22 protein-coding genes and 1 tRNA gene are annotated in these 24,912 nt (G+C 71.6%); 16 read left to right on the top strand and 7 right to left on the bottom strand.

The genetic code is table 11. The features are described 5' to 3' along the window. The first annotated feature begins 307 nt into the window (after nt 1-307). From pheA to TCUR_RS00620, 6 genes are all read left to right on the top strand, one after another. On the top strand, nt 308-1,225 hold the full coding sequence (gene pheA / locus TCUR_RS00595) for a prephenate dehydratase (protein WP_012850512.1): 918 nt from the start codon (nt 308-310) through the stop codon (nt 1,223-1,225). A gap of 189 nt (nt 1,226-1,414) precedes the next feature. Further along, nucleotides 1,415-2,773, top strand: coding sequence for a peptidase associated/transthyretin-like domain-containing protein (locus TCUR_RS00600; RefSeq protein ID WP_012850513.1), 1,359 nt, complete (start codon nt 1,415-1,417; stop codon nt 2,771-2,773). 275 nt (nt 2,774-3,048) lie between these two features. Next, entirely contained in the window at nt 3,049-4,305 is a 1,257-nt protein-coding gene (gene serS, locus TCUR_RS00605; protein WP_012850514.1) for a serine--tRNA ligase, read from the top strand. A gap of 152 nt (nt 4,306-4,457) precedes the next feature. Next, entirely contained in the window at nt 4,458-4,919 is a 462-nt protein-coding gene (locus TCUR_RS24475) for a hypothetical protein (protein WP_012850515.1), read from the top strand. Then, complete coding sequence (locus tag TCUR_RS00615) at nt 4,916-5,230, top strand: transcriptional regulator (RefSeq protein WP_012850516.1); 315 nt, start codon at nt 4,916-4,918, stop codon at nt 5,228-5,230. The genes TCUR_RS24475 and TCUR_RS00615 overlap by 4 nt, the downstream gene beginning before the upstream one ends. A 473-nt stretch (nt 5,231-5,703) precedes the next feature. After that, nucleotides 5,704-6,534: a Cof-type HAD-IIB family hydrolase gene (locus TCUR_RS00620; protein WP_041439141.1), complete on the top strand. Its 831-nt coding sequence runs from the start codon at nt 5,704-5,706 to the stop codon at nt 6,532-6,534. Between the two features lie 172 nt (nt 6,535-6,706). On the opposite strand, the gene TCUR_RS00625 is transcribed toward TCUR_RS00620, so the two are convergent. Further along, nucleotides 6,707-7,270, bottom strand: a complete 564-nt coding sequence (locus TCUR_RS00625) for a bacterial proteasome activator family protein (protein WP_012850518.1) — start codon at nt 7,268-7,270, stop codon at nt 6,707-6,709. A 531-nt stretch (nt 7,271-7,801) separates the two neighbouring features. Between TCUR_RS00625 and TCUR_RS27645 the strand changes: the two genes are divergently transcribed. Further along, on the top strand, nt 7,802-9,799 hold the full coding sequence (locus TCUR_RS27645) for a MinD/ParA family ATP-binding protein (protein ID WP_012850519.1): 1,998 nt from the start codon (nt 7,802-7,804) through the stop codon (nt 9,797-9,799). 79 nt (nt 9,800-9,878) lie between these two features. Further along, nucleotides 9,879-9,967 (top strand) — tRNA-Ser (locus TCUR_RS00635). 110 nt (nt 9,968-10,077) lie between these two features. Here the strand turns inward: TCUR_RS00635 and TCUR_RS00640 are convergent. Then, complete coding sequence (locus TCUR_RS00640) at nt 10,078-11,115, bottom strand: serine/threonine-protein kinase (protein WP_012850520.1); 1,038 nt, start codon at nt 11,113-11,115, stop codon at nt 10,078-10,080. A gap of 282 nt (nt 11,116-11,397) precedes the next feature. On the opposite strand from TCUR_RS00640, the gene TCUR_RS00645 reads away from it, so the two are divergent. Further along, nucleotides 11,398-12,753: a PAS domain-containing protein gene (locus tag TCUR_RS00645; protein WP_012850521.1), complete on the top strand. Its 1,356-nt coding sequence runs from the start codon at nt 11,398-11,400 to the stop codon at nt 12,751-12,753. 227 nt (nt 12,754-12,980) lie between these two features. Then, complete coding sequence (locus TCUR_RS00650) at nt 12,981-13,622, top strand: LysE family translocator (RefSeq protein ID WP_217265432.1); 642 nt, start codon at nt 12,981-12,983, stop codon at nt 13,620-13,622. A 251-nt stretch (nt 13,623-13,873) separates the two neighbouring features. Here the strand turns inward: TCUR_RS00650 and TCUR_RS00655 are convergent, their stop codons facing one another. Further along, nucleotides 13,874-15,052 carry a methyltransferase domain-containing protein gene (locus tag TCUR_RS00655; RefSeq protein WP_012850523.1) on the bottom strand — a complete coding sequence of 393 codons (1,179 nt, stop codon included), beginning with the start codon at nt 15,050-15,052 and terminating at the stop codon, nt 13,874-13,876. 366 nt (nt 15,053-15,418) lie between these two features. On the opposite strand from TCUR_RS00655, the gene TCUR_RS00660 reads away from it, so the two are divergent. Further along, nucleotides 15,419-16,636, top strand: coding sequence for a helix-turn-helix domain-containing protein (locus tag TCUR_RS00660; protein WP_012850524.1), 1,218 nt, complete (start codon nt 15,419-15,421; stop codon nt 16,634-16,636). Between the two features lie 672 nt (nt 16,637-17,308). Here the strand turns inward: TCUR_RS00660 and TCUR_RS00665 are convergent. After that, nucleotides 17,309-18,052 carry a M15 family metallopeptidase gene (locus TCUR_RS00665; protein WP_012850525.1) on the bottom strand — a complete coding sequence of 248 codons (744 nt, stop codon included), beginning with the start codon at nt 18,050-18,052 and terminating at the stop codon, nt 17,309-17,311. A 141-nt stretch (nt 18,053-18,193) separates the two neighbouring features. Here TCUR_RS00665 and TCUR_RS00670 point away from each other — a divergent pair, with 141 nt between their 5' ends. Then, nucleotides 18,194-18,601 (top strand): hypothetical protein, encoded by a 408-nt coding sequence (locus TCUR_RS00670; RefSeq protein WP_012850526.1) that lies wholly within the window; start codon nt 18,194-18,196, stop codon nt 18,599-18,601. Between the two features lie 16 nt (nt 18,602-18,617). Here the strand turns inward: TCUR_RS00670 and TCUR_RS00675 are convergent, their stop codons facing one another. Then, complete coding sequence (locus tag TCUR_RS00675) at nt 18,618-19,079, bottom strand: MarR family winged helix-turn-helix transcriptional regulator (RefSeq protein WP_012850527.1); 462 nt, start codon at nt 19,077-19,079, stop codon at nt 18,618-18,620. 179 nt (nt 19,080-19,258) lie between these two features. Here TCUR_RS00675 and TCUR_RS00680 point away from each other — a divergent pair, with 179 nt between their 5' ends. Further along, nucleotides 19,259-20,272, top strand: coding sequence for a pirin family protein (locus TCUR_RS00680; RefSeq protein ID WP_012850528.1), 1,014 nt, complete (start codon nt 19,259-19,261; stop codon nt 20,270-20,272). Between the two features lie 50 nt (nt 20,273-20,322). On the opposite strand, the gene TCUR_RS00685 is transcribed toward TCUR_RS00680, so the two are convergent. Both TCUR_RS00685 and TCUR_RS00690 read right to left on the bottom strand, forming a co-directional pair. Then, complete coding sequence (locus TCUR_RS00685) at nt 20,323-21,189, bottom strand: alpha/beta fold hydrolase (RefSeq protein ID WP_012850529.1); 867 nt, start codon at nt 21,187-21,189, stop codon at nt 20,323-20,325. A gap of 58 nt (nt 21,190-21,247) precedes the next feature. Next, entirely contained in the window at nt 21,248-21,880 is a 633-nt protein-coding gene (locus TCUR_RS00690) for a 2'-5' RNA ligase family protein (protein WP_148232877.1), read from the bottom strand. A gap of 494 nt (nt 21,881-22,374) precedes the next feature. On the opposite strand from TCUR_RS00690, the gene TCUR_RS27295 reads away from it, so the two are divergent. The 3 genes from TCUR_RS27295 to wrbA all read left to right on the top strand — a co-directional run bounded on the left by TCUR_RS27295 (nt 22,375) and on the right by wrbA (nt 24,704). After that, entirely contained in the window at nt 22,375-23,115 is a 741-nt protein-coding gene (locus TCUR_RS27295; RefSeq protein ID WP_012850531.1) for a hypothetical protein, read from the top strand. Nucleotides 23,116-23,121: 6 nt separating this feature from the next. Then, nucleotides 23,122-23,772: a class F sortase gene (locus tag TCUR_RS00700; protein ID WP_012850532.1), complete on the top strand. Its 651-nt coding sequence runs from the start codon at nt 23,122-23,124 to the stop codon at nt 23,770-23,772. A gap of 302 nt (nt 23,773-24,074) precedes the next feature. Then, nucleotides 24,075-24,704, top strand: coding sequence for an NAD(P)H:quinone oxidoreductase type IV (gene wrbA / locus TCUR_RS00705; RefSeq protein ID WP_012850533.1), 630 nt, complete (start codon nt 24,075-24,077; stop codon nt 24,702-24,704). Nucleotides 24,705-24,912: the final 208 nt, after the last annotated feature.

Below are 24,912 nucleotides of genomic sequence, written 5' to 3' on the forward strand. Positions count from 1 at the left end.
AATCCACTGTCGTCTCACGGTCGTCGCGTGCACTCTCCGCCTCGGCGGAAGGAGCCCGCCGGACCAGTGGGCCTTTTTGCGGCCCGCACTCCCGAGAACCTCAGGCGGCCGCCCGGGGAGGCGGCTCGGCGTCGCCTCGCGCCGCCGGCCGCGGGGCCCTTGCGCGCCGTCTTCGGGAGGGACGGGCCTGAGAAGGGTTCATCGGTGAAGGTCGTCGCCGCCGCGACGGGGCGGTCCCGGGCGGCGAGACCGGGACGGGTTCGGACGCTCCCGGCGAAGGCCGCCGGGCTCGCTGAAAGGTTCACGGATGCGTTACGCCTATCTCGGTCCCCAGGGCACGTTCACCGAGGCCGCGCTGCACGCCGTCCCGGAGGCCAAGGACGCCGAGCACGTCCCCTACAGCACCGTCCCGGCCGCGCTGGACGCGCTGCGGCGCGGCGAGGTGGACGCCGCGGTGGTCGCGCTGGAGAACTCGGTGGAGGGCTCGGTCCCCACCACCTTGGACGAGCTGGCCACCGGCCAGCCGCTGCAGATCGTCGGCGAGGTGCAGCTGCCGGTCTCGTTCGCGCTGCTGGTGCGGCCGGGCACCGACTTCGCCGACATCAAGACCGTCGCCTCGCACCCGCACGCCCAGCCGCAGTGCCGCCGCTGGCTGGCCGCGCACATCCCGGACGCCGAGTGGCGGGCGGCCACCTCCAACGCCGAGGCCGCCCAGATGGTGGCCGACGGGCACTACGACGCCGCACTGGCCGGGGCGTTCGCCGCCGCCCGCTACGGGTTGTCGGTGCTGGCCGAGGACATCCACGACGTGCCGGATGCGGTGACCCGTTTCGTGGTGCTGCGCCGCCCCTGCCCGCCGCCGGAGCCCACCGGCATGGACCGCACCAGCGTGGTCGCCTTCATCGGCGAGGACCACCCGGGCGCCCTGCTGGAGATCCTGACCGAGTTCGCGGTGCGGGGCATCAACCTGACCTTGATCCAGTCCCGTCCCACCGGCACCGGGCTGGGCTCGTACCGGTTCTGGATGGACTTCGAAGGCCACGTGGCCGAAAAGCGGGTCGGTGAGGCGCTGATGGGGTTGCGCCGGATCTGCGCCGATGTGCGTTTCCTGGGCTCCTACATGCGGGCTGACCGGATCCGGCCAGAGATTCGCCGCGGCACCCACGACGCCGACTTCATCGAGGCGGCGGCCTGGTTGGCCGGCATCCGCTCCGGTCGCCTCTGAGCCGCGCGGCCCCGGCCGGGGCGCCGCCGGGTGCACGCCGAATGATCATTGGGTCATACTGGCGGTCCTTGATCATCTTTGTGGATTCGCCGGATGCCGTCTTTGCGGGCGTGTCCGCACCGTGATCGCCGCGGTTTCCCGTCCCTTTGAGTCGCCGGCGCATCCCGGTCCGGTCGGTACGGAGTTCGCATGCGCAGACTGCTGATCGCGCCGGTGGCCGCGGCCGCCCTGGTCGCCGGATCGCCGTCGGTGCCGGGGCCCCTTCCCGGGATCGCGATGGCCGCAGCCGACGAGGTGAAGCCGGCCGTCACGAAGTTCACCGAGTTCCAGGTCACCCCCACGGAGGTCGACGCCGCGGACGGGCTGGTGAGGTTCTCGGGCAGGCTGGTCCATCTGGACGCCGACGGCGCGGAACGCCCCGTGGCGGGGGTTCCGCTGCTGCTCAGCTACGGGGTTCCCGAAGAGGAGCTGGTCACCGACTCCGACGGCCGCTTCGCGGGAAGCGTCTATGTGCATCACTCCAGCGTCTCCCTCCACGTCCGGTATCAGCGGACGGCCGACAGCCCCTATCGCAACGCGGTGAGCCCTTCGGTGCCGGTCACCGTGACGGGCAGTGCCGAAACCCGGCTCTCCATTCGGGTGACTCCCGGCGACAAGATCTTCGCCCAGGACACCGCCCAGGTCAGCGGGAAGGCGGAATGGCGGCGCGTGACCGGCCAGTGGCTCCCGCTGAAGGGGCACACCGTCCGGGTGATGTGCGGGACTGACGGACAGAGCGTGCGCACCGCGCTCGATGGGACTTACGCGATCCCCTTCACGGTCCGCCGGCGGTGCAACTTCTACGTCCACTACCCGTCCCACGAGCCGCAGACGCTGCTGTCGTCGACGGCTTCTGCACGGCCCACGCCGGAGGTACATGTCCGCACCCGCTTTGCGGACGTCGAATGGCCCCGTGCGGTGGAGCGCGGCAAGAGAATCCTGGTCACCGGTTACCTCTACGGGAACGAGGATGCCGGATTCAGCCCCGTCCGCGGCGCGCGGGTGAGGCTGGAGTTCTCTCCCGACGGGCGGCGGTGGAAGCACGCCGGTGATTCGCCGGTCAGCGAGGAGTCGCATTTCGAGCTGTCCGCCCTCGCCCCCGGCAAGGGCTACTGGCGGATTCGCACCCTCCAGGTGCCCTCCTACTGCACCTCTCCGGGAGTCCTCCGGAGCGCCCTCATACCGGTCAAGGACCGCACCCGGTTCACCGGGTTCAACGCCTCTCCCGAGCCGGTCCGCAAAGGCGCGGCCATCACCGTCAAGGGCACGCTTCAGCGCCGGACTCCGGCGGGCGTCTGGAAGGCGTTCGGCAAACGCGCGGTGACGATCGAGTTCCGGCCCAAGGGCTCTGGCACCTGGCGCCGGCTGCGCACGGTGAAGACGAACGCCAAGGGCCGCGTGCTGACCAGGTTCAAGGCCGTCCGGGACGGCTACTGGCGGCTGTCGTTTGCGGAGGCGCCGCTCTTCTTCGGCAGCAGGAGCGCCGCGGACTACGTCGACGTCCGGTAAGGCTCCTGCGGCGGAGGCGTGACGGGCGCGCCCCGGCGCTCGCGAGCGTGAACCACAAGACGACCGTGCGCCGGATACGCGAAGAGGCGAGCGGCGGACGCCGGTCCGGCAGGCACGGGCCGGCGTCCGTGTCCTGATCGCCGAGGTCAGGGCCGTGGCACCCGGCCGGGCGGGGAGACGGCGCGGGCACGGGCTTTGCCGGTCCGTGGCCTCCGGCCGCCCGCAGGGCCGATATCGGGGGCGGGGGGCGGCGGCGGACCGGTAGCCTCGGGTTTGTGATTGACCTGCGAGCTCTTCGAGAGGACCCCGAGCGGCTGCGCGCCTCGCAGCGCGCCCGCGGTGAGGACGAGGCCGTCGTCGACCGGCTGATCGATCTGGACGAGCGGCGCCGGGCCGCGTTGTCGCAGTTCGAGAAGCTGCGGGCCGAGCAGAAGAGTTTCGGCAAGTCGGTCTCCAAGGCCAAGGGGGAGGAGCGGCAGGCCCTGCTGGAGCGGGCCAAGGAACTGGCCCGCCAGGTCAAGGAAGCCGAGGCCGAAGCCGACCGGCTGCAAGAGGAGCTGAACGAGGTTCTGCGCGGCGTCCCCAACATCATCGAAGAGGGCGCCCCGCCCGGCGGCGAGCAGGACTTCGTGGTGCTCGAGCACGTCGGCGAGCCGCCGACCTTCGACTTTGAGCCCCGCGACCACCTGGAGCTGGGCGAGCTGCTGGGCGCCATCGACACCGAGCGCGGCGCCAAGGTTTCCGGGGCCCGCTTCTACTACCTGACCGGGGTGGGGGCGCGGCTGCAGCTGGCCCTGCTGAATCTGGCCATGGAGCAGGCGATCGAGGCCGGGTTCTTCCCGATGTACCCGCCGGTGCTGGTCAAGCCGGAGGCGATGGAGGGCACCGGGTTCCTGGGCGCCCACGCCTCGGAGGTCTACCGGCTGGAGGCCGACGACCTGTACCTGGTGGGCACCTCGGAGGTGCCGCTGGCCGCCTACCACATGAACGAGATCATCGACGATCTGCCCCGGCGTTATGTGGCCTGGTCGTCCTGCTTCCGCCGGGAGGCCGGCTCCTACGGCAAGGACACCCGCGGCATCATCCGCGTCCACCAGTTCGACAAGGTCGAGATGTTCTCCTACTGCACGCTGGAGGACTCTCACGCCGAGCACCTGCGGCTGCTGGAGTGGGAGAAGCAGATGCTGGCCAAGGTCGAGCTGCCGTACCGGGTGATCGATGTGGCGGCCGGCGACCTGGGCGCCAGCGCGGCCCGCAAGTACGACTGCGAGGCGTGGCTGCCCTCCCAGAACACCTACCGGGAGGTCACCTCGACCTCCAACTGCACCGACTTCCAGGCCCGCCGCCTGGCGGTGCGGCACCGCGGGGAGGACGGCAAGCCCCGCCCGGTGGCCACTTTGAACGGCACGCTGGCCACCACCCGCTGGATCGTCGCCATTTTGGAGAACCACCAGCAGGCCGACGGCTCGGTCCGCGTCCCCAAGGCCCTGCAGCGCCACCTGGGCCTGGAGGTCCTCGAGCCGGTGCGCTGACCGCGCTCGTCCCTCAGCCACCCGAACGCCGGGTCCCGCAACCGCGGGACCCGGCGTTCGGCGTTCCCGGCCGTTCGCGGGCCACCCCGGCTCTTTCCGTGATGGCAAGTCGTGACTTGACGACTTGGAAAGTCACTGCTTTACTTTCCACCATGGAAAGGCAAGAGTTCACGCAGGGGGCGCTGCCCTCTCCGCAGGAGGCCCGGGCCGCGCTGGAGGCGGTGGAGCAGGCTCGGGAGTCGGTGAAGACCACCCAGTGGCCGATGTGGTACTTCGTCGCCCTCGGGGTGTGGGTGGCCCCGCTCGGGCTGCTGTCGCGGATGCCGACCGACTTCCCCCGGGTGCTGGTGGCGCTGGTGGCGCTGATGGCGTGGATGGGGCTGTTCAGCGCCATCGTCGCGCTCGGCGCCAGGAAGACCGGTGTGGTGCCCTCCTTCTCCCGCGAGCAGGTGGTGCACATCGCCGCGATCCTGGTGCCGGTCGCCGTCATCGCCGCGCTGATCGGCTGGAAGGCCGGGACGGACTGGGCGCTGCCGTCCTTCAGCGCGCTGGAGGGAGCCATGATCGTCCTGTACGCCCTGTGGGTGCGGCACCGGAGCGCTCGGTCGGCATGACCACTGCGGAAAAGTCCATCGAGGGCTTCAACCCGGTGATCCACGCCCCCAACCGGCTGCGCATCTGCGCCCTGCTCAGCGCCGCCGACCAGGCCGAGTTCGCCTTCGTCCAAGACAAGCTGGGCGTCAGCGCCTCCGTGCTCAGCAAGCACGTCAGCGTGCTGATGGACGCCGGGTACGTCAAGCAGACCAGGGCCGTCCGCGACACCCGCCAGCGGGTGTGGCTGTCCCTGACGAAGGAGGGCCGCGCCGCCTACAAGGCCCATGTCGCGGCCCTCCAGGCCATCGTCAGCGGCGAGCTGGACGCCTGAGGCCGCGCGCGGAGGGAGGGCCGTCCCGCCGCGCGCGCCTCCGTGGGATCGCGGCCGAGGCCCATGCCGGTGCTCGTCTCCGGCGGCCTCCCCGATGCGTGGGACGGTCCCTAAGGAAGGGGGCGTCCCGGAGAAATGCGGCGATGGCCCGCCCGCGCGGGCCGGTGACCTGCCGCGTCCGCGCCCGCCTTGGCGGTTCTTCCCCTCGGCGGTGAATCGGCCTGCGGCTCTCCGGGGCCCGCCGGCCGGTATTCGCGGTGTCGGACCTGTGTGAGACGGTGACGTTGTTCGTTTCAGTGATGGACCGGCTTACGGTTTATGCGCGGTATATCGGTGCGGTTTGTACCGGTATGCGGCGAAGTGGCGGCAGATATGGCAGAAAGTGACTGATCGCGGCATCATGGTGGGTCCGCTGCCCGGAAGGCCGGGCGTGAGGGGAGCGGGACGTGTACGCAGGAGCGGGGGAGGACGGCTTGGCTGAGCGGAAGGCACCGCCCCGGCTGGTCGCCACCGATCTGGACGGCACCCTCGTGCGCTCCGACGGCACCATCTCCGCGCGCACCGTCCAGGCGCTGGCCCGGGTGGAACGCGCCGGCTCCACGCTGGTCATGGTCACCGGACGGCCGCCGCGGTGGATGCGGGACGCCGCCGCCGCCGTCGACCACCGCGGCATCGCCATCTGCGCCAACGGGGCGGTGCTGTACGACCTGCACACCGAGACCGTGCTGCGCACCCGCCTGATCGAGGCCGAGGTGGTCGACGAGGTGGTGCGGCGGCTGCGCGAGGCCGCCCCGGAGTTCCGCTTCGCCGTCGAGTACACCGACGGGTTCGTCTATGAGGCCAGCTACGACCTCGGCCGCTGGGACCTCGAGGCGCTGGGCGGCCGTCCGGTGGGCGAACGGGAACTGGTCAGCCGGGGCGGCATCAAACTGCTGGCCTTCCACCCCGGCGCCGACCCCGACCGGCTGGCCGAGGAGACCCGCAAGGCCGTGGGGGACCTGGTCACCGTGACCCACTCCTCCGGCCGGGGGCTGATGGAGATGAGCGCCCACGGCGTCACCAAGGCCAGCGCCCTGGCGGAGCTGTGCGCCGAGCGGGGGGTGGCCGCCGCCGACGTGGTCGCCTTCGGTGACATGCCCAACGACCTGCCGATGCTCACCTGGGCCGGCACTTCCTACGGCGTCGCCAACGGCCACCCCGACGTGCTGTCGGCGGTCACCCACACCATCGGGCGCAACGACGACGACGGCGTCGCCAAGGTCCTGGAGCAGCTCTTCCCCGCCACCGGCGCCGACGTTCGATGAAACCCTCTCGGCCCGCACTCCCGGGAGCCTCAGGCGGGAGCCCCGACGACGGGGAGCCCCTGCCGCCCCGAGCCGCACCGCTGCTCCCGGCTGCGGCGCTCCCGCGTGCTCGGCGGCGCGGGAGCGGCCGGCTGCAGAGGGTTTCAGCGGGGACGCCGCCGGGCGGGAGCGCTCACAGGTAGGGGCCGGAGGCGTGACCGGAGCGGTGCTTGTGCTCCTCGTCGCCGCGGGACTGGGCCGCGCCGGAGGACAGGGCGCCGGCCGGCAGCGCGCGCCGCATCTGCTCCAGCTGGGCGCGGGCGGCCATCTGCTGGGCGAACAAGGTGGTCTGGATCCCGTGGAACAGGCCCTCCAGCCAGCCCACCAGCTGGGCCTGGGCGATGCGCAGCTCGGCCTCGCTGGGGACCTCCTCCTCGGCGAACGGCAGCGACAGCCGCTCCAGCTCCTCCACCAGCTCGGGGGCGAGCCCTTCCTTGATCTCCTTGATCGAGGAGGCGTGGATCTCCTTGAGCCTGGCCCGGCTGGCCTCATCCAGCGGCGCCGACTTGACCTCCTCCAGGAGCTGCCGGATCATCCCGCCGATCCGCATCACCTTGGCGGGCTGCTCGACCATCTCGGTGACGGGGCGCTCTTCCTCCCCGGAGTCGTTGGAACCCCCCTCCACCGCGATGCCGTTCGGCCCGACCACGAGAACCTGGGGATTCTGCTCTGATGCGTTGCTTCGGGGCTCGTTCATAGTGTCTCCAGTTTCACATGCCGGGTCACCGGCCCGACCCCCTACGGTAGGGGTGGTCTTGCCGGTACGGCCGCCGTCCGCCAGAATTTGGTGGTTTCGGAGTGTTCGTCCGTCGGTGGGGTCCGGCCGGCGGCAAGGCGGCGTGCGCACCGCCGCCCGTCCCGTGCGGCGGGACGGGACCGTGGGGCCCCGCGGCGCCGATCCGGGCAGGTGCGATCCGGCCCGCCTGCCGCTTTGCGGGCCGGCCGTCATGAGCCGCTCGTCCTCCAACATCTCCACCCTACGTGCCGGACGCCCGGCTCGATCGGTGTCGCCGACCACACCGGAAAGGGCGTCCGCCGGGTGCCGTTTCGGGATTTCGGTGACGGCAGAAGAACCAGAGGCGCATGAGAAGCGGACAGGCCGGATGCATCCCCACGGATCAGCGCTTTCGGGGTGCGTTCACGGCATTGGAGGAGTATCACGTGCCTTAGGCTGCTGACGACCTGTTCTTGACCGATCGCGCGGGGACATGTCCGGAGGGGAGAAGCGGTGGCGAAGAACGATCCTGACCGTCGTTCCCTCGAAGAACAGCTGGCCTCCCTGGATGCCATGAGCAGAGAACAGGGCGGTTCCCCTTCCTCCGAGCAGGGGGCCCCGTCCGCCGCGCCGGCCGAGCAGGCCTCCGAGTTCCCCGCCAACCCCTGGCCGGCGTCCCCGCCGCCGCTTCCGGCCCAGCCCGGGCCGATGGGGTATGCGCCGCCCCTGCCCCCGGACAACGGGCCGCCGTCGTTCGCCCCGCCCCCGCCGCCTCCTCCCCTGACCGCGTTCGCCCCCTACGGCGGCGAGCCCGCCGCCCAGCAGCCGGGCGACATGCCGCCGGAGTACGGCTCCGGGCCGCACTCCGCTGGGGACGGGCAGCACCAGGGCGCACCGCCCTATGCGGCCCCGCCCGCCTATGCGGACCCGTCGCCCCAAGGCGAGCAGGCCCCGGCGGACTCCCCGCAAGCCGAGGCCGCTCCCGCCCACCCGCAGGGCTATCCGGGGCAGCCGATTCAAGACGGCCAGCTCCCGCCGCACGCCTACCAGAGCCCGCCGTCGCCGGACGGACCGCCTGCACCGCCCTTTTACCCGGGGCTGCCGCTTCCGGACGCCGCTTCGCCGGGCGCGCCCTCGCAGAACCAGCCGTTCCCGGGCGACCCGTCCGCCTATCAGGGACAGGCGTATCAGGACGCCGCGGCTTCATCGGGGGCGCCCGCCGCGCAGGACCAGTCGTTCTCCGGCGATCCATCCGCTTACCAGGGCCAGCCGCAGCAGGACGCCGTCTCCCCCATGGGGACTCCCGCCGCGCAGGATCAATCGTTCTCCGGCGACCCGTCCGCTTACCAGGGCCAGCCGCAGCAGGACGCCGCTTCGCCGGCAGGGGCTCCGCAGGGCCAGGCGTTCCCCGACGGATCGGCGGCGCCCGGCGCTCCTCCCGCTTACCAGGGCCGGCCCTACCCGGGGCCGCCGCAGCCCTATCCGCCGGCGCACTACGGTTCGTCCGCACCGCAGCAGGGGCCGCCGCTGGCACCGCTGCCGCCGCTTCAGGAGGTGCCGCAGCGTCCGCCCACGGCCCCGCCGACCTCAGAGAGCCTGAGCGCCGAGACCCTGCTGCGCGAGCGCAAGACCGCGCCGTCCGGCGGCTGGCGCAGGATGATCTTCAAGGCGACCGGCGGCGCGATCCGCCCCGGCGAGTCGGCCGCCGAGCGGCGCCGCCGGGAGCTCATCGCCCGGGCCCGCACCCCCGTGGTCGGCGGCCACCACCGGGTCGCGGTGATGTCCCTCAAGGGCGGCGTCGGCAAGACCACCACCACGGTGGGGCTCGGCGCCACGCTGGCCTCGCTCCGCGGCGACCGGGTGATCGCGGTGGACGCCAACCCCGACCGCGGCACGCTGTCGGACAAGGTCCGCCTGGAGACCGACGCGACCGTGCGGGACCTGCTCAACGAGCGCGACCAGATCCAGCGGTACGCCGACGTGCGCGCCTTCACCTCCCAGGCCCCCTCCCGGCTGGAGGTGCTGGCCTCCGACCGCGACCCGGCGGTCAGCGAGGCGTTCAGCGCCGAGGACTACCGGGCGGTCGCCGAGGTGCTGGAGCAGTTCTATTCGATCTGCATCACCGACTGCGGCACCGGCCTGCTGCACTCGGCGATGGCCGGGGTGCTGAGCCTGGCCGACCAGCTGGTGCTGGTCAGCTCCCCGTCGGTGGACGGCGCCCGCTCGGCCAGCGCCACCTTGGACTGGCTGGACGCCCACGGCCACGGCGACCTGGTGCGCAGCGGCGTGGTGGTGCTGTCGATGGTGCGCGCCCGCTCCAAGAGCAGCGTCGACCTGGACAAGCTCCAAGAGCACTTCGAAAGCCGCTGCCGGGCGGTGGTGCGCGTCCCCTACGACGACCACCTGGAGGAGGGCGCCGAGGTGGACCTCGATCAGCTCTCCCCCGCCTGCCAGGACGCGTATCTGCAGCTCGCCGCCATCGTGGCGGACGGCTTCGCCTGGCCCCGCTGAGCGCGCGCCGCACGCCCGCGGAAAAAGGGCCGCGCGAGCACGCCGCGCGTCCCGCTATCGTGGTGCCTACCGATGGCATGGAGAGTTCGCATAGTGGACTAGTGCAGGCGCCTTGAAAGCGCCCAGGGCTGGGGACAGTCCTCGTGGGTTCGAATCCCACACTCTCCGCTCGGTACCAGGGGCAGTGGCGTCCGGGCCGCTGCCCCTTAGTCGTGTTTTCCGAGCGTCCCGGTCTCACCGCTTCCGGGATGCCGCCCGCGGTGCGCCGGGGTGACCGCTCAGGTGGTCCCGTCGGTTCTTCGCCGCCTCCGCGCCGGCGGCTGGAGCGCCTGACGGGGAACCGGTCCGGACGCCGCACGCGGATGCTCCCGTCCCGCATCCGACCTTCCCGCGATCAAGGCCGCGGCCTTGGCGAGGGCCTGCCGTCCGGTGTGTGCGGGGGCCCCGCGTCCGGCGCGGGCGGGGCCGGGACGGCGGGCGTGCCGGGCCGGGGCGATGGCCTGGTGGAGCAGCGCGGCGGTCTGGGCCGCGGTGAGCCGGTCGGCGGCGTCCCGGCGCATCAGCCCGGTGATGACCGGGGCCAGCGGGCCGGCGTGGACCGGGTAGGGCGGCTCGCAGGTCAAGACGGCGTGGCGGGCGGCGCCGGCGCCGGCCGCCGGGTAGGGCCGGTGCCCCTCCACCGCGTAAAACAGCGTGGCGCCCAGTGACCACAGGTCGGAGGCGGGGACGGCGGGTTCGCCGCGCGCCCGCTCCGGGGCGGTGTAGGAGGGCGCCCCCAGGACGGGGACGGAACCGGCGGGGACCGGCTCGTCCGCGCGGGCGGCGATCCCGAAGTCGGTGAGGACGGCCCGGTCCCGGCCGCCCAGCGTGCCGATCAGGACGTTGGCGGGTTTGACGTCCCGGTGGAGGATCCCGGCGGCGTGCGCGGCCTGCAACGCCCCCAGGATCTGCAGGCCGATGCGGGCGGCCCGGTGCGGGGGCAGCGGCCCGTCTCGTTTGACCAGGGAACTGAGCGCCCGGCCGTTGATCAGCTCCATGATGAGCCAGGGACGGCCGTCGTGCTCGGCCACGTCGTAGACGGTGATGGCGGCCGGGTGCGCGACCCGCGCCGCCGACCTGGCCTCGCGCAGGGTGCGCCGGCGCCGTTCGGCCAGGCGGGCCGGGTCGGCCCGGACGGGCGGGAGGGGCTCCTTGGCGGCCACGTCGCGGCGCAGCCGTTCGTCGTGGGCCCGCCAGACCACGCCGCAGCCGCCGCGGCCGATCTCGGCGATGAGGCGGTACCGCCCGGCGATCAGCGCACCCGGGAGCTCGGTCATACCGCGACCATATATTTTAATTGAAATCCAAAATGTTACTCGTGAGTTCGTTTGACCGAACCGGCTCACTCTCCTGTGGGGGCGGCGGGCGGCAGGGGCCGGTGGCCGTCCCCGGGGCGGTCCGGTGATTTGGCATATCTCACACCCTTGGCATATCTCACACTCGCCGAGGTGGCCGCCCGCATTATTTTTGACCTAGATTTTACAAGCAGCTACTTGTTTTTCGTGAATTTTTCCTGCCCGCCGGCGTCCTGCTGTGCGCGTCGTGAATGGAGATGGTCGGTGAGTGCCCCCACATTGACGGAAAGTGACATCCGCTCGGGCGTACTAGGGCTACAGGAGCTGTTCTTCTCGACCACCGACCGGCGCGGTGTGATCCGGCAGGGCAACTCCGTGTTCGCCCGGGTCTCCGGATACTCGCTGGAGGAACTCGTCGGGGCGCCGCACAACATCGTCCGCCACCCCGACATGCCCGGCGGGGCCTTCCGCCTGATCTGGGACCGGCTGCAGGCCGGCCGCGCGGTCGGCGCCTACGTGCGCAACCAGACCAAGACCGGCGGCTCCTACTGGGTGTACGCGACGATCAGCCCGCTCCACGACGGCTACATCTCCGTCCGGATGGTCCCGGACGGGCCGATGTTCGCGCTGGCCAAGCAGATCTACGCGCAGGCGGTCGAGGTCGAGCGCGAGGCGATGCGCACGCATGGGGCCGGCCGCCGCGAGGCCGCCCTGGTCGGGATGAGGACCATCGAAACCCTGCTGCAGCAGCACGGCTTCGGCTCCTACGACGAGTTCATGCTCGACACGCTGCCGGCCGAACTCTCCTCCAAGAGCCACCTGCTGTCGCTGGCCCACGCCCGGCCCGGCGCGCACGGCCCGGTCGCCGAGGTCCTGGAGGGCAGCAGGGCGCTGGACCGGCTGCTGGGCGACCTCATCGGCCGGCTGGCCCAGTACCAGAACCTCAGCGAGGAGTTCGCCCGCACCTCGGCGCACGCGCTTGAGATCGCCCATCGGTTGGATCGTTCCGTGCAGGACGCCCAGCACGCCTCGGACGTGGTCGCCGACTCCGCCCCGGTGCTGGCGAACGTGGCCCGCGTGATGGCCCTGCCCATGCACGATGCGGTGAACGCGCTGGAGCGGCTGCAGGCCTCCCTGGGCCGGCTGCGCTCGGACGTGGCGGAGCTGCGTTTCAAGATCTCGCTGGCCGGCCTGTACAACCACATGGCCGCCGCGTTCGCCGCCGAGGTCGTCGACGGCGCCGCGCCCGCCGACGCGCTGAGCGCGGTGCCGCTGCTGTGCGACGCCAGCCGCACCGGCGTGCTGGAGATGTCCGCCCAGGTGCAGCAGGTCAACGACGCGCTGCACGACATCGCCGCGCTGGTGCGGGAGGCGGCCGGGCTGCTGGGGGACTTCCGCCGCTTCCTCGGCCAGTGGCGCATCCTGGTGATGCGGCACCGGGTCGGCGAGGCCGTCCGCGACAAGCTGCAGCGCATCGACGCGGAGATCGCCGCCAGCTGGGAGTGGATGCAGACGCTCAACTCCCTGGGCCAGGAGTACGAGTCGGCCGTGGTCCCCTTCGACGCCGAGCTGCTGCAGGGCCACCTGGCCAGGATCCAGGCCACCCTGGTCGCCGCTTGAAACGATCCAGACCGGACCTTTTTCAGCACCTGGCCCCGGGCGCCGCGGGTGGGAGCATCGAGGGCGTTCGGCACTGTGACGTTCCAGATCACGGCATCGTCCCCGGCTCGACCGGCGGAGAGGGCGTGTTGAAAAAGGGGTCACCGAGACGGTGAGGCCCGGCCGATGGGCGGGAAAATCCGATGACTCGCCGCGGCCGGGCCGATTAGCGTGTGCCAATGCCGAGTATGTCGACCATGGCCGTGTATGTGATCGCGGCCACTCTCGTTCTGATCGCACCCGGTCCCGCCGTCCTGTACGTGGTGTCCCAGGGCCTGCGGCACGGCTCCCGCGCGGCCGTCACCGCGGTGCTCGGCGTCCACATCGGCACGCTCGTGCAGGTGGCCGCGGCCGTGGCGGGCCTGTCGTGGCTGCTGGTGAACTCCGCGACGGCCTTCATGGTGGTCAAGTACGCCGGCGCCGCGTATCTGATCTACCTGGGCGTGCGGACGCTGCTGAGCCGCCGATCGCCGGAGGCCGGGCAAGACCTGCCCGCACCCGCCCCGAAGGGACGGCGCCGCCTGCTCGGCGAGGGCTTCCTGATCAACCTGCTCAACCCCAAGCTCGCCCTGTTCTTCCTGGCCTTCCTGCCCCAGTTCGTGGACCCCGCCAAGGGCGCCCCCGCCCTGCAGATCACCGTCTTCGGGCTGCTGTTCGTCCTGCTGGGCCTGTGCACGGACGGCGCCTATGCGCTCCTGGCCGGCGTCATCGGCCCCTGGCTGCGCCGGAACGTCCGCCTGCTGCGCGGCGAACGCTACGCCGTCGGCGGCACCTTCATCGGCCTCGGCCTGTTCGCCGCCCTCGCCCCGTCCGCCCAGCGTCACGCCTGAACCCGCCGGGGAACGCGACGCCCCGGCGGATGGTGCGATCTGCGGTGGTGCCCCAGAACGCCCGTTCGAGGCGCCGCCTGGGGCACACCGGCGGATCGACGATTGTTCCCCACCTTGTGTCCGCCTGATGGCTCGTCAGTGGACTTCCGGGCCGAGCAGATGACCTTCCGCGCCGCGGCGGCGTTGCAGAAGGGCGGGTGATCGGAGAGGTCCGCCTCCACGCCCCGGGATTCGCCCCAGCCGGTGGACGCTTACCCCGCCAAGGTCGCAGGCAGCGGCCGGTCCGGGGAGCGCAGCCACACCCGTTCGCCGTCCGGGCCGACGGTCAGCCCGAAGTCCTCGTGGCCGGGCCGTCCCTGTTCGGTCCACCACCGGTGGGCCGCCTCGACCTCATCCCACAGGCGGCGGGGGCCGCCCTGGTAGACCTCGGCCTCGGGGGCGTCGTCGAAGAACGCGATGGCCCAGGACCGGCATCGCAGGCTGAACAGCCAGCCCAAAACCGTGCCGTCCTTGCGGCTGCTGGTGGCGTACACCATGTCGGGGACCAGCAGGCCGATCATCCACCACGCCGGGCCATAGGGAGTGGCCCATAGGTCGGCCGGACGCAGCCGAGTGGCCGATTCGACGGTGCCGGGCGGCCAGCCCCCGCCGGGCGGGAGGTAGTCGTTCCGGTCGATCTGTGGTGTGCGTTCCGGGCGGGAGCCCATGAACCGCACCGGCCATAGAAAGGGGCCGGAGGCGATGCCGTCTTCTTGAACGGTGAGGCGGACCAGGGCGCCTTGGTGGGTGAGGGTGGTTTCCCACGGTGCGAGGATCACCCCGCCGGGGCGGGTCTGCTCCACCCACGCGGTAGGGATGCGCCGGACCGCGTAGGTGCACTGGACGCGGTCATAAGGAGCGCCGTCCGGCCAGCCGGCGGCACCGTCCCCCACGATCACATCAGCGACCAGGCCCACGGCCGTGATGCGGGCCCGGGCCGCCTCCGCAACGGCCGGGTCGTACTCGATGCCGACCACCGTGCCCGCTGCGACCCGGGCGGCCAGCAGAGCGGTGGTCCAACCGGTCCCGACACCGAGATCCAAGACCCGGTGCCCGGGGCGGACGTCCAAGTCGGCGAGCATCCCAGCGACCAACGACGGTTGCGATGACGAGGAAGTCGCCGTCTGCCCGGCCGCGGCCGGGTCAGGCTGGTCGTCCCACTGGGTGACGATCGGGACATCCTGCTCAGCCCAGGCCGCCCAGCCGCTGGGATCCCGGCGGCGGTCGACGCGCACGTTCTGACCGCTGTCCGGATCCTTCGGCCAGATCACGTCGGGAAGGAACAGCGACCGGGGCAGCGCGGCGAACACCTGTACCCATCCGGCGTCCAACCGCCCGGAGGCGACCGCCTCGGCCAGCCACTCAGGTGTCGTGGTGGTCGCGGGGGTCACTTGCGGTGCGTCCCCTTGAGAGGAGGCCCCTGTTCGTCCTGGGTGGGAGGACCTTCTGGCTTGGGGTTGTCCTCCGGTGGAGACGTGGAGTGCTTTCCCATGTCGGCTCCCTCCGACGTCGGAGTGGAATGGCGCCTTCATGGTGGTGGAGGCCAACCGCACGGGTCAATACTCACAGTGGTGAGACGATTACAAAATGCCGGATCCGGCCAAGGGCAAAGTTCACCGATACAGCGCCGGGCCACCCATTCACGAGGGTCATAGCCCAGCCGACCCCGGAACGGGCCCGTAACGATCTCGGACGCGCCGAGGCCCCACGCCGTAGCCTGGGAAACGCGACATCACCCAGGCGGAGGTGTGGGGCCTATGCCCGAGATTATCAGTGTGCTTGACCCAGGAGCACCTTTCTCTAAGCGGCTCGCTTACCACCGCAAGCGCAGCGGAAAGACCCGTGCGGTTCTCGGCGGCCTGGTCGGCCGGTCCGCCGAATGGGTCAAAGGGCTGGAGACCGGACGCCTGGACATGCCCAGGCTGCCGATGCTTCTCCGGCTGGCCGACATCCTGGAAGTCGACCTGTTCGACCTGACCGGCGAAGCGCGTCTGTCGCAGGCCGCCTACACCAAGCACTCTCATCCCTCGCTGGACACCATCAAGCGTGCTCTGACCGCCTACCCGGCCAAGACGACGAACCCGGTGGCGGCTGATGTCCTGGCCGGCAGGGTCCAGCAGGCATGGCAGCGCTGGCACGGCCAACGGCGCGAGCGGGACGCCATTGCTCCTTTGCTACCGGGGCTGTTGGCTGACGCCGGTGCGGCCGTCCGCTCTTTGCAGGGCGACGAGCGGCGCCGGGCCGCTCGGCAGCTCGCGCAGATTCACCATCTGACGCAGTTGTACTGCGCATTCCAACCAGCCCCCGAACTGGTCTACATGGTCAGCGACCGGGCGATGATCACAGCCCAGGATGCAGATGACCCCATCGCCATGGCCGGTGCCGCCTGGTACCTCAACCACGTATGGCGGGATGTCGGTGAGGCGGCTGAAGCCCGTGTCGAGCTGGCCTTGGACATCGCGCGAATGTTGCGGCCGGAGCGGTCGACGGAGGAGCAGGCGCTGTATGCGCTCATGCATCTGGCTGTTGCGCTGTCTCACGCCAAGCTGGGCCGTGAAGGGGAGGCGTGGCAGCACCACGACACGGCGTATGAGGCCGTTCGGCGCCTGCCCGGATACATTCACCCGTGGCTGATGATCGGGACGGGGATGGTCGAGCACTACGCCGTGACCATCCACCTCGACCTGCAGAAGCCCGGGCGGGCTTTGCAGGCGGCCGGACGGATCGATCCAGCCGCGGTTCCGAGCCGTACCCGTCAGTCCCGGTACCTGGTGGAGGTGGCCCGCGCTCACCACCGGCAACGTGATCCCGTCGCGGCCGTGCATCTGATGCTGAAGGCCCGTGAGGCCAGCTACGACACGTTCGCGTTCAGCCTGTTCGCGCGGTCCATGGTGGCGTCGATGCTGCCGGATCCCCCGGCGACGGTGGCCGATGAGGTCCGGGATCTGGCCGGAACCCTCGGCTTGGCCGCTTAAGGGGTACGGTCTGTACCTCCTGCCATAGGGGTACAGAGTGTGCTTTGTGTGACGCGTCGCTCTCCTACCGTCATCGTCACGGCGGAGTTGCGGCGCGTCACTGCTTCGTGGCCATCCGTAGTGCTGCTCTGCGGCTCCGCGCTTCGGAATTGAAAGCGGCCCCGGACGGTGCTCGTGACGCCCTACGGTCCTCGCTCTTTTCCGAGCCGGGATCGCGCTTGGGGGGCGAGGTGAAGCGTGCGGAGGTCGGTGCTGCCTGGCTTGGTCTGACCAGGCACTACCCGGAGGCTCGGGTGTATGCGCCGGCGTCCGGGCGGTGGGCTGCCTGCGTTCAGGCGAGTTCATCCACGCCGACACTCCGGGCGGGCTGGATGAGGCTCTGGCGAAGGTCTACCGGCGGCCTGCCGGCGGGGCTGTCCCGTTGCGACGCGATCAGTGAGTCTTTTCAACACGCTGTTCCCACAGGTCTTGTGCGGGGATGGCGCGGCTGGGACGGTGCCGTGGCCTGCGGCGTCATGGCCTCGAAGATCGCCGAGGTCCTCGTCCCGAGCCACCGGGACTACGTGCTGGAAAGCTCAGCGAAGGGGGCGGTGACCCGGGGTTTCGGGGCATCGCCCCGTCCGGCGGCAGGGCTTGGAGCGTCGACCGCCTGCCCCTTCGGTGTGGTGGGGCTCAGCGGCCGGTGCTGGAGAAGTGCTGGTAGTCCTTGGTGCCGGTCCAGTCGCCGCCCCAGCCCCAGCCGATGGCGGCGAACGCCTTGACCACGGCGTCGCCCTTGTGGATCACGCCCGGGTCCTTGCGGGAGCGGTCTTTGAATTTCACGCAGTCCTTGTGGGCGACGTGGCCGGAGGCCGAGACATAGGGGTTCTGGCAGGGGTTGATGTCGATCGCCAGGCCGTAGGCGTGCTGGGACCAGTTTCCCGAGCCGGTGGCCTGGCGGCAGTTGAACGCCGAGGTGTTGTTGGCCTCGATGGAGTCGAAGTCGCTGCCGCGGTACTTGTCGACCGGCTCCATGCGTTCGATCGGGTACTTCTGGTCGAACAGCTTGCGGAAGACGCCGACCAGGTCCTCGGCGGCGGAGGCGTTGACGATCAGGCGGCCGTGGTGGACCTTGCCGTCCATGCCCCAGTGGGTCATGTCGATGGCCCGCAGCCGGGAGGGCGGCACCGGGCAGCCCTCGCGCCACGAATGCCGCAGGTCCGCGGCGGTCACCTTCTTGATGTCGGCGGTGAAGCGGGCCTCTTGGCGGTCGTCCTGATCCGGTGACGGGGGGACGGCCGGGCCGCTCGCCGTGGGCGGGGAGACGCTCTCTCCGGCACCGGTGCGGTCGGGGTCTTCGCCGCCGCCGCATCCGGCCGGCGCCCCGCCCAGCGCCATGGCCGCCAAAACCACGCTGATCAGGCGTTTCTTAGCCACGTCTCCAGGATCGCACGGCGGCGGAGGTGCCCGGGCACTCCGGACCGATCGCAGGGGGCGCGGGTGTGTTCCCGGGCCGGGACGGAAGATATCCGTTACGGTGCCGGTAGATGGTCTGTCCACGCACCGGCAGGGATTGCGATGACCGACCGGCAGGACGACAAGGACGTCCCCACTCTCGAGGACGAGCTGTTCGCGCTGGGATCGGAGGGCGCCGATCGCGGGCGGGCCGAGCCGATCATCCGGACTCCCGCCGTCCCGCCCTGGGAGCGCCTGGCCAAGGTCGACCGGGGAGATCTGGTCCGGTTCGCCGCGGGGTTCGCCACGTTCGCCTTCATCGACCTGGTGATGATGTACGGGCCGCTGATGGGCCGGGGCGATTCGGGCATGCCGCAGTTCGTGGCGCTGCTGGTGCTGGCGTTCGGCCTGGGCGGCATGTTCGCCTGGCATGTGCGGGGCGCCTGGCGGCCCTACGGCCTGGGGATGATGGGGGGCTGGGTGGCCTTGACGCTGTTGTCGGCGGGTTTCCTCACCGGCCTCATGGGGTGAGTGCGGCCGGAGGGTTTCAGCGGACGCCGCGGATGTGCTCGTCGACCGCGCCGAAGGCCCGGCCGATGGCCTTGAGGTCTTCGGGGGAGATGACGTCGACGAAGAAGCGCCGCACGGTCTCCACGTGGTCGCGGGCGGCGCGTTCCAGGGCGGCGAAGCCTTCGTCGGTGAGGATGGCGTAGACGCCGCGCTTGTCGTTGGGGCAGGCTTCGCGGCGCACCAGGCCCTTGCTCTCCAGCCGGGTGCAGGTGTGCGACAGCCGGCTGCGGGACTGGCTGGCGTGCTCAGCGAGCTCGGCCATGCGCAGCGCGCGGCCCGGCGCCTCCGACAGCCGCACCAGGATCTCGTACTCGGAGGTCGAGAGCCCGTGCTTGGCCTTCAGGTCGCGGTCCAGCAGCTCGTGCAGGCGCGTGCTGCCGTCGATGTAGGCGCGCCAGTCCCGCTGCTGGCCGGCGTCGAGCCATCGGGGTTCGCTCATGTCGTCCAGTATAGTCTTTAAGTTGAAGTTTCAACTATTTTGTGGCCTGCTGTCCGGCTTTCCGGGCGGATCGGGCCTCCCGTATCGCGCCGGAATAATTTAGATTTCAACTACGTTCTGCTCAGGTGTCCCCTTCCCCGGTACGTTCCCGGTACGTCTTCCGACCGCTGGAGGTCACGATGCCCGCCATCACCGCCGACCCGCTCACCCTGCCGCGCCTGCCGCGCATGCCCGAGGCGGAGCGGGCCGGCCGCCGCGTCGCCAAGGTCGTCCGCGCCCGCCGCCAGCTGGAAGGGGAGGGCTTCGTGGTGCGCCGCCCCTTCCCCGGCATGGACCTGGCGCTGGCCGACCCGTTCCTGCTGCTCGACCACATGGGCGCCGTCGAGTACGCCCCCGGCGAGGCGAAGGGAACCCCCTGGCACCCGCACCGCGGCTTCGAGACCGTCACCTACATCATCGACGGGGCCTTCCAGCACCAGGACACCACCGGCGGCGGAGGGCTCATCTCCGACGGCGACACCCAGTGGATGACGGCCGGCGCGGGCATCCAGCACATCGAGCAGCCCCCGCCGGAACTGGTCGCCAAGGGCGGGCTGTTCCACGGCGTGCAGCTGTGGGTGAACCTGCCGCGGGCCCAGAAGTGGGCGCCGCCTCGCTACCAGGACATCCGCGCCACCGACATCAAGCTGCTGTCCAGCGCCGACGGCGCCTCGCTGGTGCGCGTGATCGCCGGTTCCCTGGCCGGGCACGAAGGGCCGGGCATCACCTACACCCCGATCACCTACCTGCACGCCACCGTCGCCCCCGGCGCCCGCCTCACCCTGCCGTGGCCCGCCGACTTCAACGCCCTGCTGTACGTGCTGTCCGGCCGCGGCGTCGCCGGGCCGGAGGACCGCCCGGTGGAGGAGGGGCAGCTGGCGGTCTTCGGCGGCTCGCCCCGCACCGAGCACGGCGATGCGCTGACGCTGCGGGCCGCCGACACCCAGCCGCAGGCCAGCAAGGACGGCTGGGAGGTGCTGCTGCTGGGCGGGCTGCCGATCCGCGAGCCCATCGCCCGCTACGGCCCGTTCGTGATGAACACCCGCGAGGAGATCATCCAGGCGTTCGAGGACTACCAGGCCGGACGCATGGGGCAGATCCCCGCTCAGCGGGTGTCCCACCGTTCCACCGCCGACGAGCAGGGCATCGGCTGACCGCCTTAGGGCGTTCCCCGGCGTTCGCCGCCCCGCCCGGCGGGTTCTCCTCATCCCGCCCGGTCCAGGAGGGTGCGCAGGATCGGCTCGGTGTGGGTCCACAGCACCGCCCCTCCGATCCCGGGGACGAGATGACGTTCGGCGCCGGGGATGCGGCCGGCCAAAGCGGCCCCGTTGTCCGGGGAGTGGGAGGTGTCCTCCTCCCCGTACCACAGGTCGACCGGCACGGTGATGGACGCCAGGTCGAACGGCCAGCGGCCCATCGCCAGCACCGTGTCCCGCGCATAACCCGCCGGGCCTTGGGCGAACCCTTCCGCAAGGGCCCGGCGGTAGGCGGACGCGAACGCGGCGTCCTGGTAGACCTCCAGGTCACAGGCCGGGCTGCCCTTCATGACCAGGTCCCACATCGCCTCGGGACCAAAGCCCGCGAAGGTGCGCTCGGCGCGGGCCGGGTCGCGGGCCACCAGCTCGACCAGGCCGCGCAGCTCCTGTGGCAGGGCGGCGGCGAAGGCGGGCGCGGCGATCTCGTCCGCGCCCGACACCACGGCCAGCCCCGCCACGACCCCCGCGGCGGCGCAGGCCAGCGCGAACGGTGCGCCTTGGGAGTTGGCGACCATGAGCGGCCGGCCGAGGCCGCGCAGCGCGGCGAACGCGCCGATGTCGGCGGCGTGATCGGCGAACGTCCGGCCGGGAAGTGGGGTGGAGACGCCCGTTCCGGGCCGTTCGACGGAGATCAGGCGCACGCCCAGCGCATCGGGCACGCCGCCGCCGACCCCCAGCCACCGTCCGGTGGCCGCCCCCGGTGACAGCAGCACGGGGATCCCGTCGGGCGGCCCCCACTCGGCCCAGCCGAGCACCCGGCGGCCCGGCAGCAGGGTCCGGCCGAGCCTGGCCGGATCGTCGATGCGCACGCTCATGGACGCCAGTCTGGCCACCCGGGACGGGCGGGAACGACTGATTTTCTCTCCCGGGACGTCAGGCGCCGGCCAGGGGAACGGCGGCGACCGGTTCCCACCGGTACAGGTGGCCGTCCCGCACCTGTTCCACCAGGTGGGCCCGGCGCACCGTGAACTCGCAGGGCTCGGGGGGATCGGCCAGCGCCTTGAGGATCGGGGCCGTGGGGCCGTCGGCGTTGCTGTAGGCGACCGACACATGCGGCGTCCACACCGGACGGTCGTCCAGGTCGTCCATGTGGTGGGTGGTGATGGTCTGGGCGATGCCCTCGCGGATGGCCTCGCGCACCGGGTCGAGCGCCCGCTCGGGCGTGATGCCCATGGCCACGCCCTCCAGGTAGACGTACACCCGCCCGATCCGGACGGTGATCGGCGGCAGTTTCCCCAGCGACTGGGTCACCGCCGTGAGCATCGCGGTGACCTCGTGCCGGGGGATCTCGTCGGCGAACCCCACGATCTGGGTGGTGATGTGCAGCCACTCGTCCGGGACGGGGTCCAGCCCGCTCAATCCGGCCAGGCGCTCCCGGAAGCGCCCGGCCAGCTCGCGCACCTGCGGCTGGTCGTCCACCAGCAGGTGCCACAGCAGCATCCGCCGTCCGGGCCGCATTCCCGGCCGCCACCACCAGTGATCACGTATCAGTTCAGGAGCCTGCACCACCGGCCTCCCCCCGCTCTTCGTGGAACCTTCTGCACCATGCCGTCTCCATGGTCAAGGCGGCGGGGGCGATGCCGTGAAGGTTTCCTGCCTTACTTGCGGCCTTGCCGTAGTTGCAAACTAGTTGCAATAGTGGTCCCGCGTTCCCCCGCTCGGTCTCCGGCCCGTCCCGCGGCCGAGCGGCGCCGCGGCGCCGGCCTGAGGGCGCGGATCATGCTCACGAACGAGTTCCCAGGCCGGCGCCGCGTCTCAAACCATGTCCATCCCACGGGCACAGCGCGCGCCACCGGCGAAATGCTCCTCAAGAGAAGCAAAAGTGAATACAGGTGCACGTTGAGAAATTCATGCGCCGCATCTGCCGACCGGTAAAAGTCCACCCCGGATGAGAAGGGCTCCGGTGTCGTCACCCGGCTCGGGGATAAGGGGAAGGCCGAGGGAAACCGCCGGCCGTCCCGGTGCCCAGGGCGGCGCCGGGCCGTCCCGAGGGGGGATGCGTGGACAGCACCAGGCTGGCCCTGGCCGCGCTCGCGGTGCCGCTGGCGCTCGCGGCGGCGGCCCCGCCCGGGCACGCCGAGCAGGCCAGGGTCTTCCAGGCCGATCTCGGGCCGCTGAGCGGCTCCGGCGCCCGCGGCAGTGCGACCATGGCGCTGGACGGCGACCTGCTCACCGTCGAGATCACCACCGGCGGGATGACCGCCGACCAGCCGCACCTGCAGCACCTGCGCTTCGGCGGGCGCGACACGTGCCCGCCCCCGCAGGCGGCCGGCGACGGCGCCCTCAGCACCGCCGAGCTGGTGCCCTACACCGGGGACATCCAGGTCTCCCTGACCACCGAGGGCGACACCGGGCCGCAAAGCGCGCTGGCGGTGACGCGCATGCCCGCCGCCGACGCCGGCGGCACCCTCTCCTACCGCCGCGCCTTCCGGGTGCCCGACCGGGTCGCGGTGGCGCTCGAAGCGGGCCGGGTCACCATCGTCCAGTACGGCGTCGACGTCAACGGCAACGGCCGCTACGACTCCGACGCCGGCCTCAGCGACCTGGACCCCTCCCTGTACGCCGAGGCCACCTTCCCGGCGACCTGCGGCCAGGTCAAGCCCGTCCCCCAGGGCGGCACGTCGGCCGGCGAGGGCGGCGCCGCCGGGGCCGACCCGCGCCTGCTCGGGCTGGGCGCGCTCCTCATCGCCGCCGCGGGCGGCGCCCTGGCATGGGGACGGCGGCTGCGGCGCGGCCGGTGAACCCCGATGGGCAAGCATTCGGCGAAGAAGTCGCCCTGGCCCGGTCTCGGCCTGGCGGCCTTGGCCGCCGTGGCGCTGGGAACGGCGGGCGCGGCGCTGATCGTCACCGGTCTGGACGGAGAGCCGCCCGCCCCCGCCAAAGGACGGCCGTTGGCGCGCCCCGTGGAGGCCGCCGCCCCGCTCCACGCCCGCTCCGAGCCGGTCAGGGTGACGATCCCCGCCATCGGGGTGGACGCCGGGAGGCTGGAACCGCTGCAGGTGGACGCCGACCGGCGGCTCCCGGCGCCCCGCCGCCATGATGCGATCGGCTGGCATGCGGCCGGGCCGTGGCCGGGACAGGCCGGGGCGGCGGTGCTCGTCGGGCATGTGGACTCCGGGACCGGCCCGGCGATCTTCCACCGGCTGGGCGCGCTGCGCCCCGGCGATGTGATCACGATCGGCCGGGCCGCGGGGCCGGACGCGGTGTTCACCGTCCACCGCGTGGAGCGGTACCGCAAGGAGGAGTTCCCCACCCGCCGGGTCTACGGCCCCACCGGCAACCGCGCGGAACTGCGGCTGATCACCTGTGGCGGCGCCTTCGACAAGTCCAAAGGGGCCTACCGCGACAACACCGTCGTCTACGCCACGCTGACGGGGCTGCGCCGCCCCGGTTCTTGATCTTCATCGGGGACGCGGGCGGGGCCGCCCGGCCGATCCTTGAGTCCGGAGCCTGCGGGCCGCGCGTCCTTCCATGAGCCGTCCGAGCGGGCTTTGAGGCGGTCCCGGCCGACGTCCGCCCCGGCGGTGCGGCGTATGCGCAATCCCACGCGTCCGATGATCGAGAACTCTCGCGGACGGGCGGTATGAGAGCCGATCGACCGATACCGTCCCTGGTGAACGACCGCGGCGGGATCGTCCCAGGGCGGGGAGCGGACGGTCCCCGAGTGCGAAGCGGCACAGATGCGACCAAGGGAGTGCGCATGTCTTACGACCTGAGCGGGCCGGTGCGCCTTGCCGTCATCTACTACTCGGCGACCGGGACGGTGTACGAGCTGGCCAAGGCGGCCGGGCTGGCGGCGGAGAAGGCCGGGGCCGAGGTGCGGCTGCGCAAGGTCAGGGAGATGGCCCCGCCGGATGTGATCGCCGCCAACCGGATGTGGAGCGAGCACGTCCAGGCCACCCGGCACATCGCCGAAGCCACCTTGGACGACCTGGACTGGGCGGACGCGATCATGCTCGGGGCGCCCACCCGGTACGGCATGCCGGCGGCCCAGCTCAAGCAGTTCATTGACAGCACCGGCCCGCTGTGGGGCGGCGGGCGGCTGATCAACAAGATCGCCTCGTCGTTCACCGCGGCGGCCACCGAGCACGGCGGGCAGGAGGCCACCATCCTGGCGCTGAACAACACCTTCTACCACTGGGGCGCGATCATCGTCCCGCCCGGCTACGCCGACCCGGTGCAGTTCCGCTCCGGCAACCCCTATGGGACGAGCCACACCTCGCAGAACGGGGAGATTCCGCCCGGCGAGACGCAGCTGGCGGCGATCGAGTTCCAGGCCAGGAGGGTGGTGGAGGTCGCCCAGGCGTTCAAGCGGGGCCGGACCGTCTAGGCGCGCCGGGGTTGCTGACGGGACGGGCCGGCATGCGCTACTGTGTTCGAACAGTCGAACACAGGTTCGACTCGTGGGGAGGCATGCGGTCACACGCCGGGAGGCGGCATGGGGGCGACACCTGCGGGCGTTGCGGACAGGGCCCGGTGCCGTGGCGCGCGGCGGACGACACGCCGTGGCGTTTTCTATGGGAATCTACGGCCGCAGC

It is taken from the genome of Thermomonospora curvata DSM 43183 (genome assembly GCF_000024385.1).
Taxonomy (GTDB): domain Bacteria; phylum Actinomycetota; class Actinomycetes; order Streptosporangiales; family Streptosporangiaceae; genus Thermomonospora; species Thermomonospora curvata.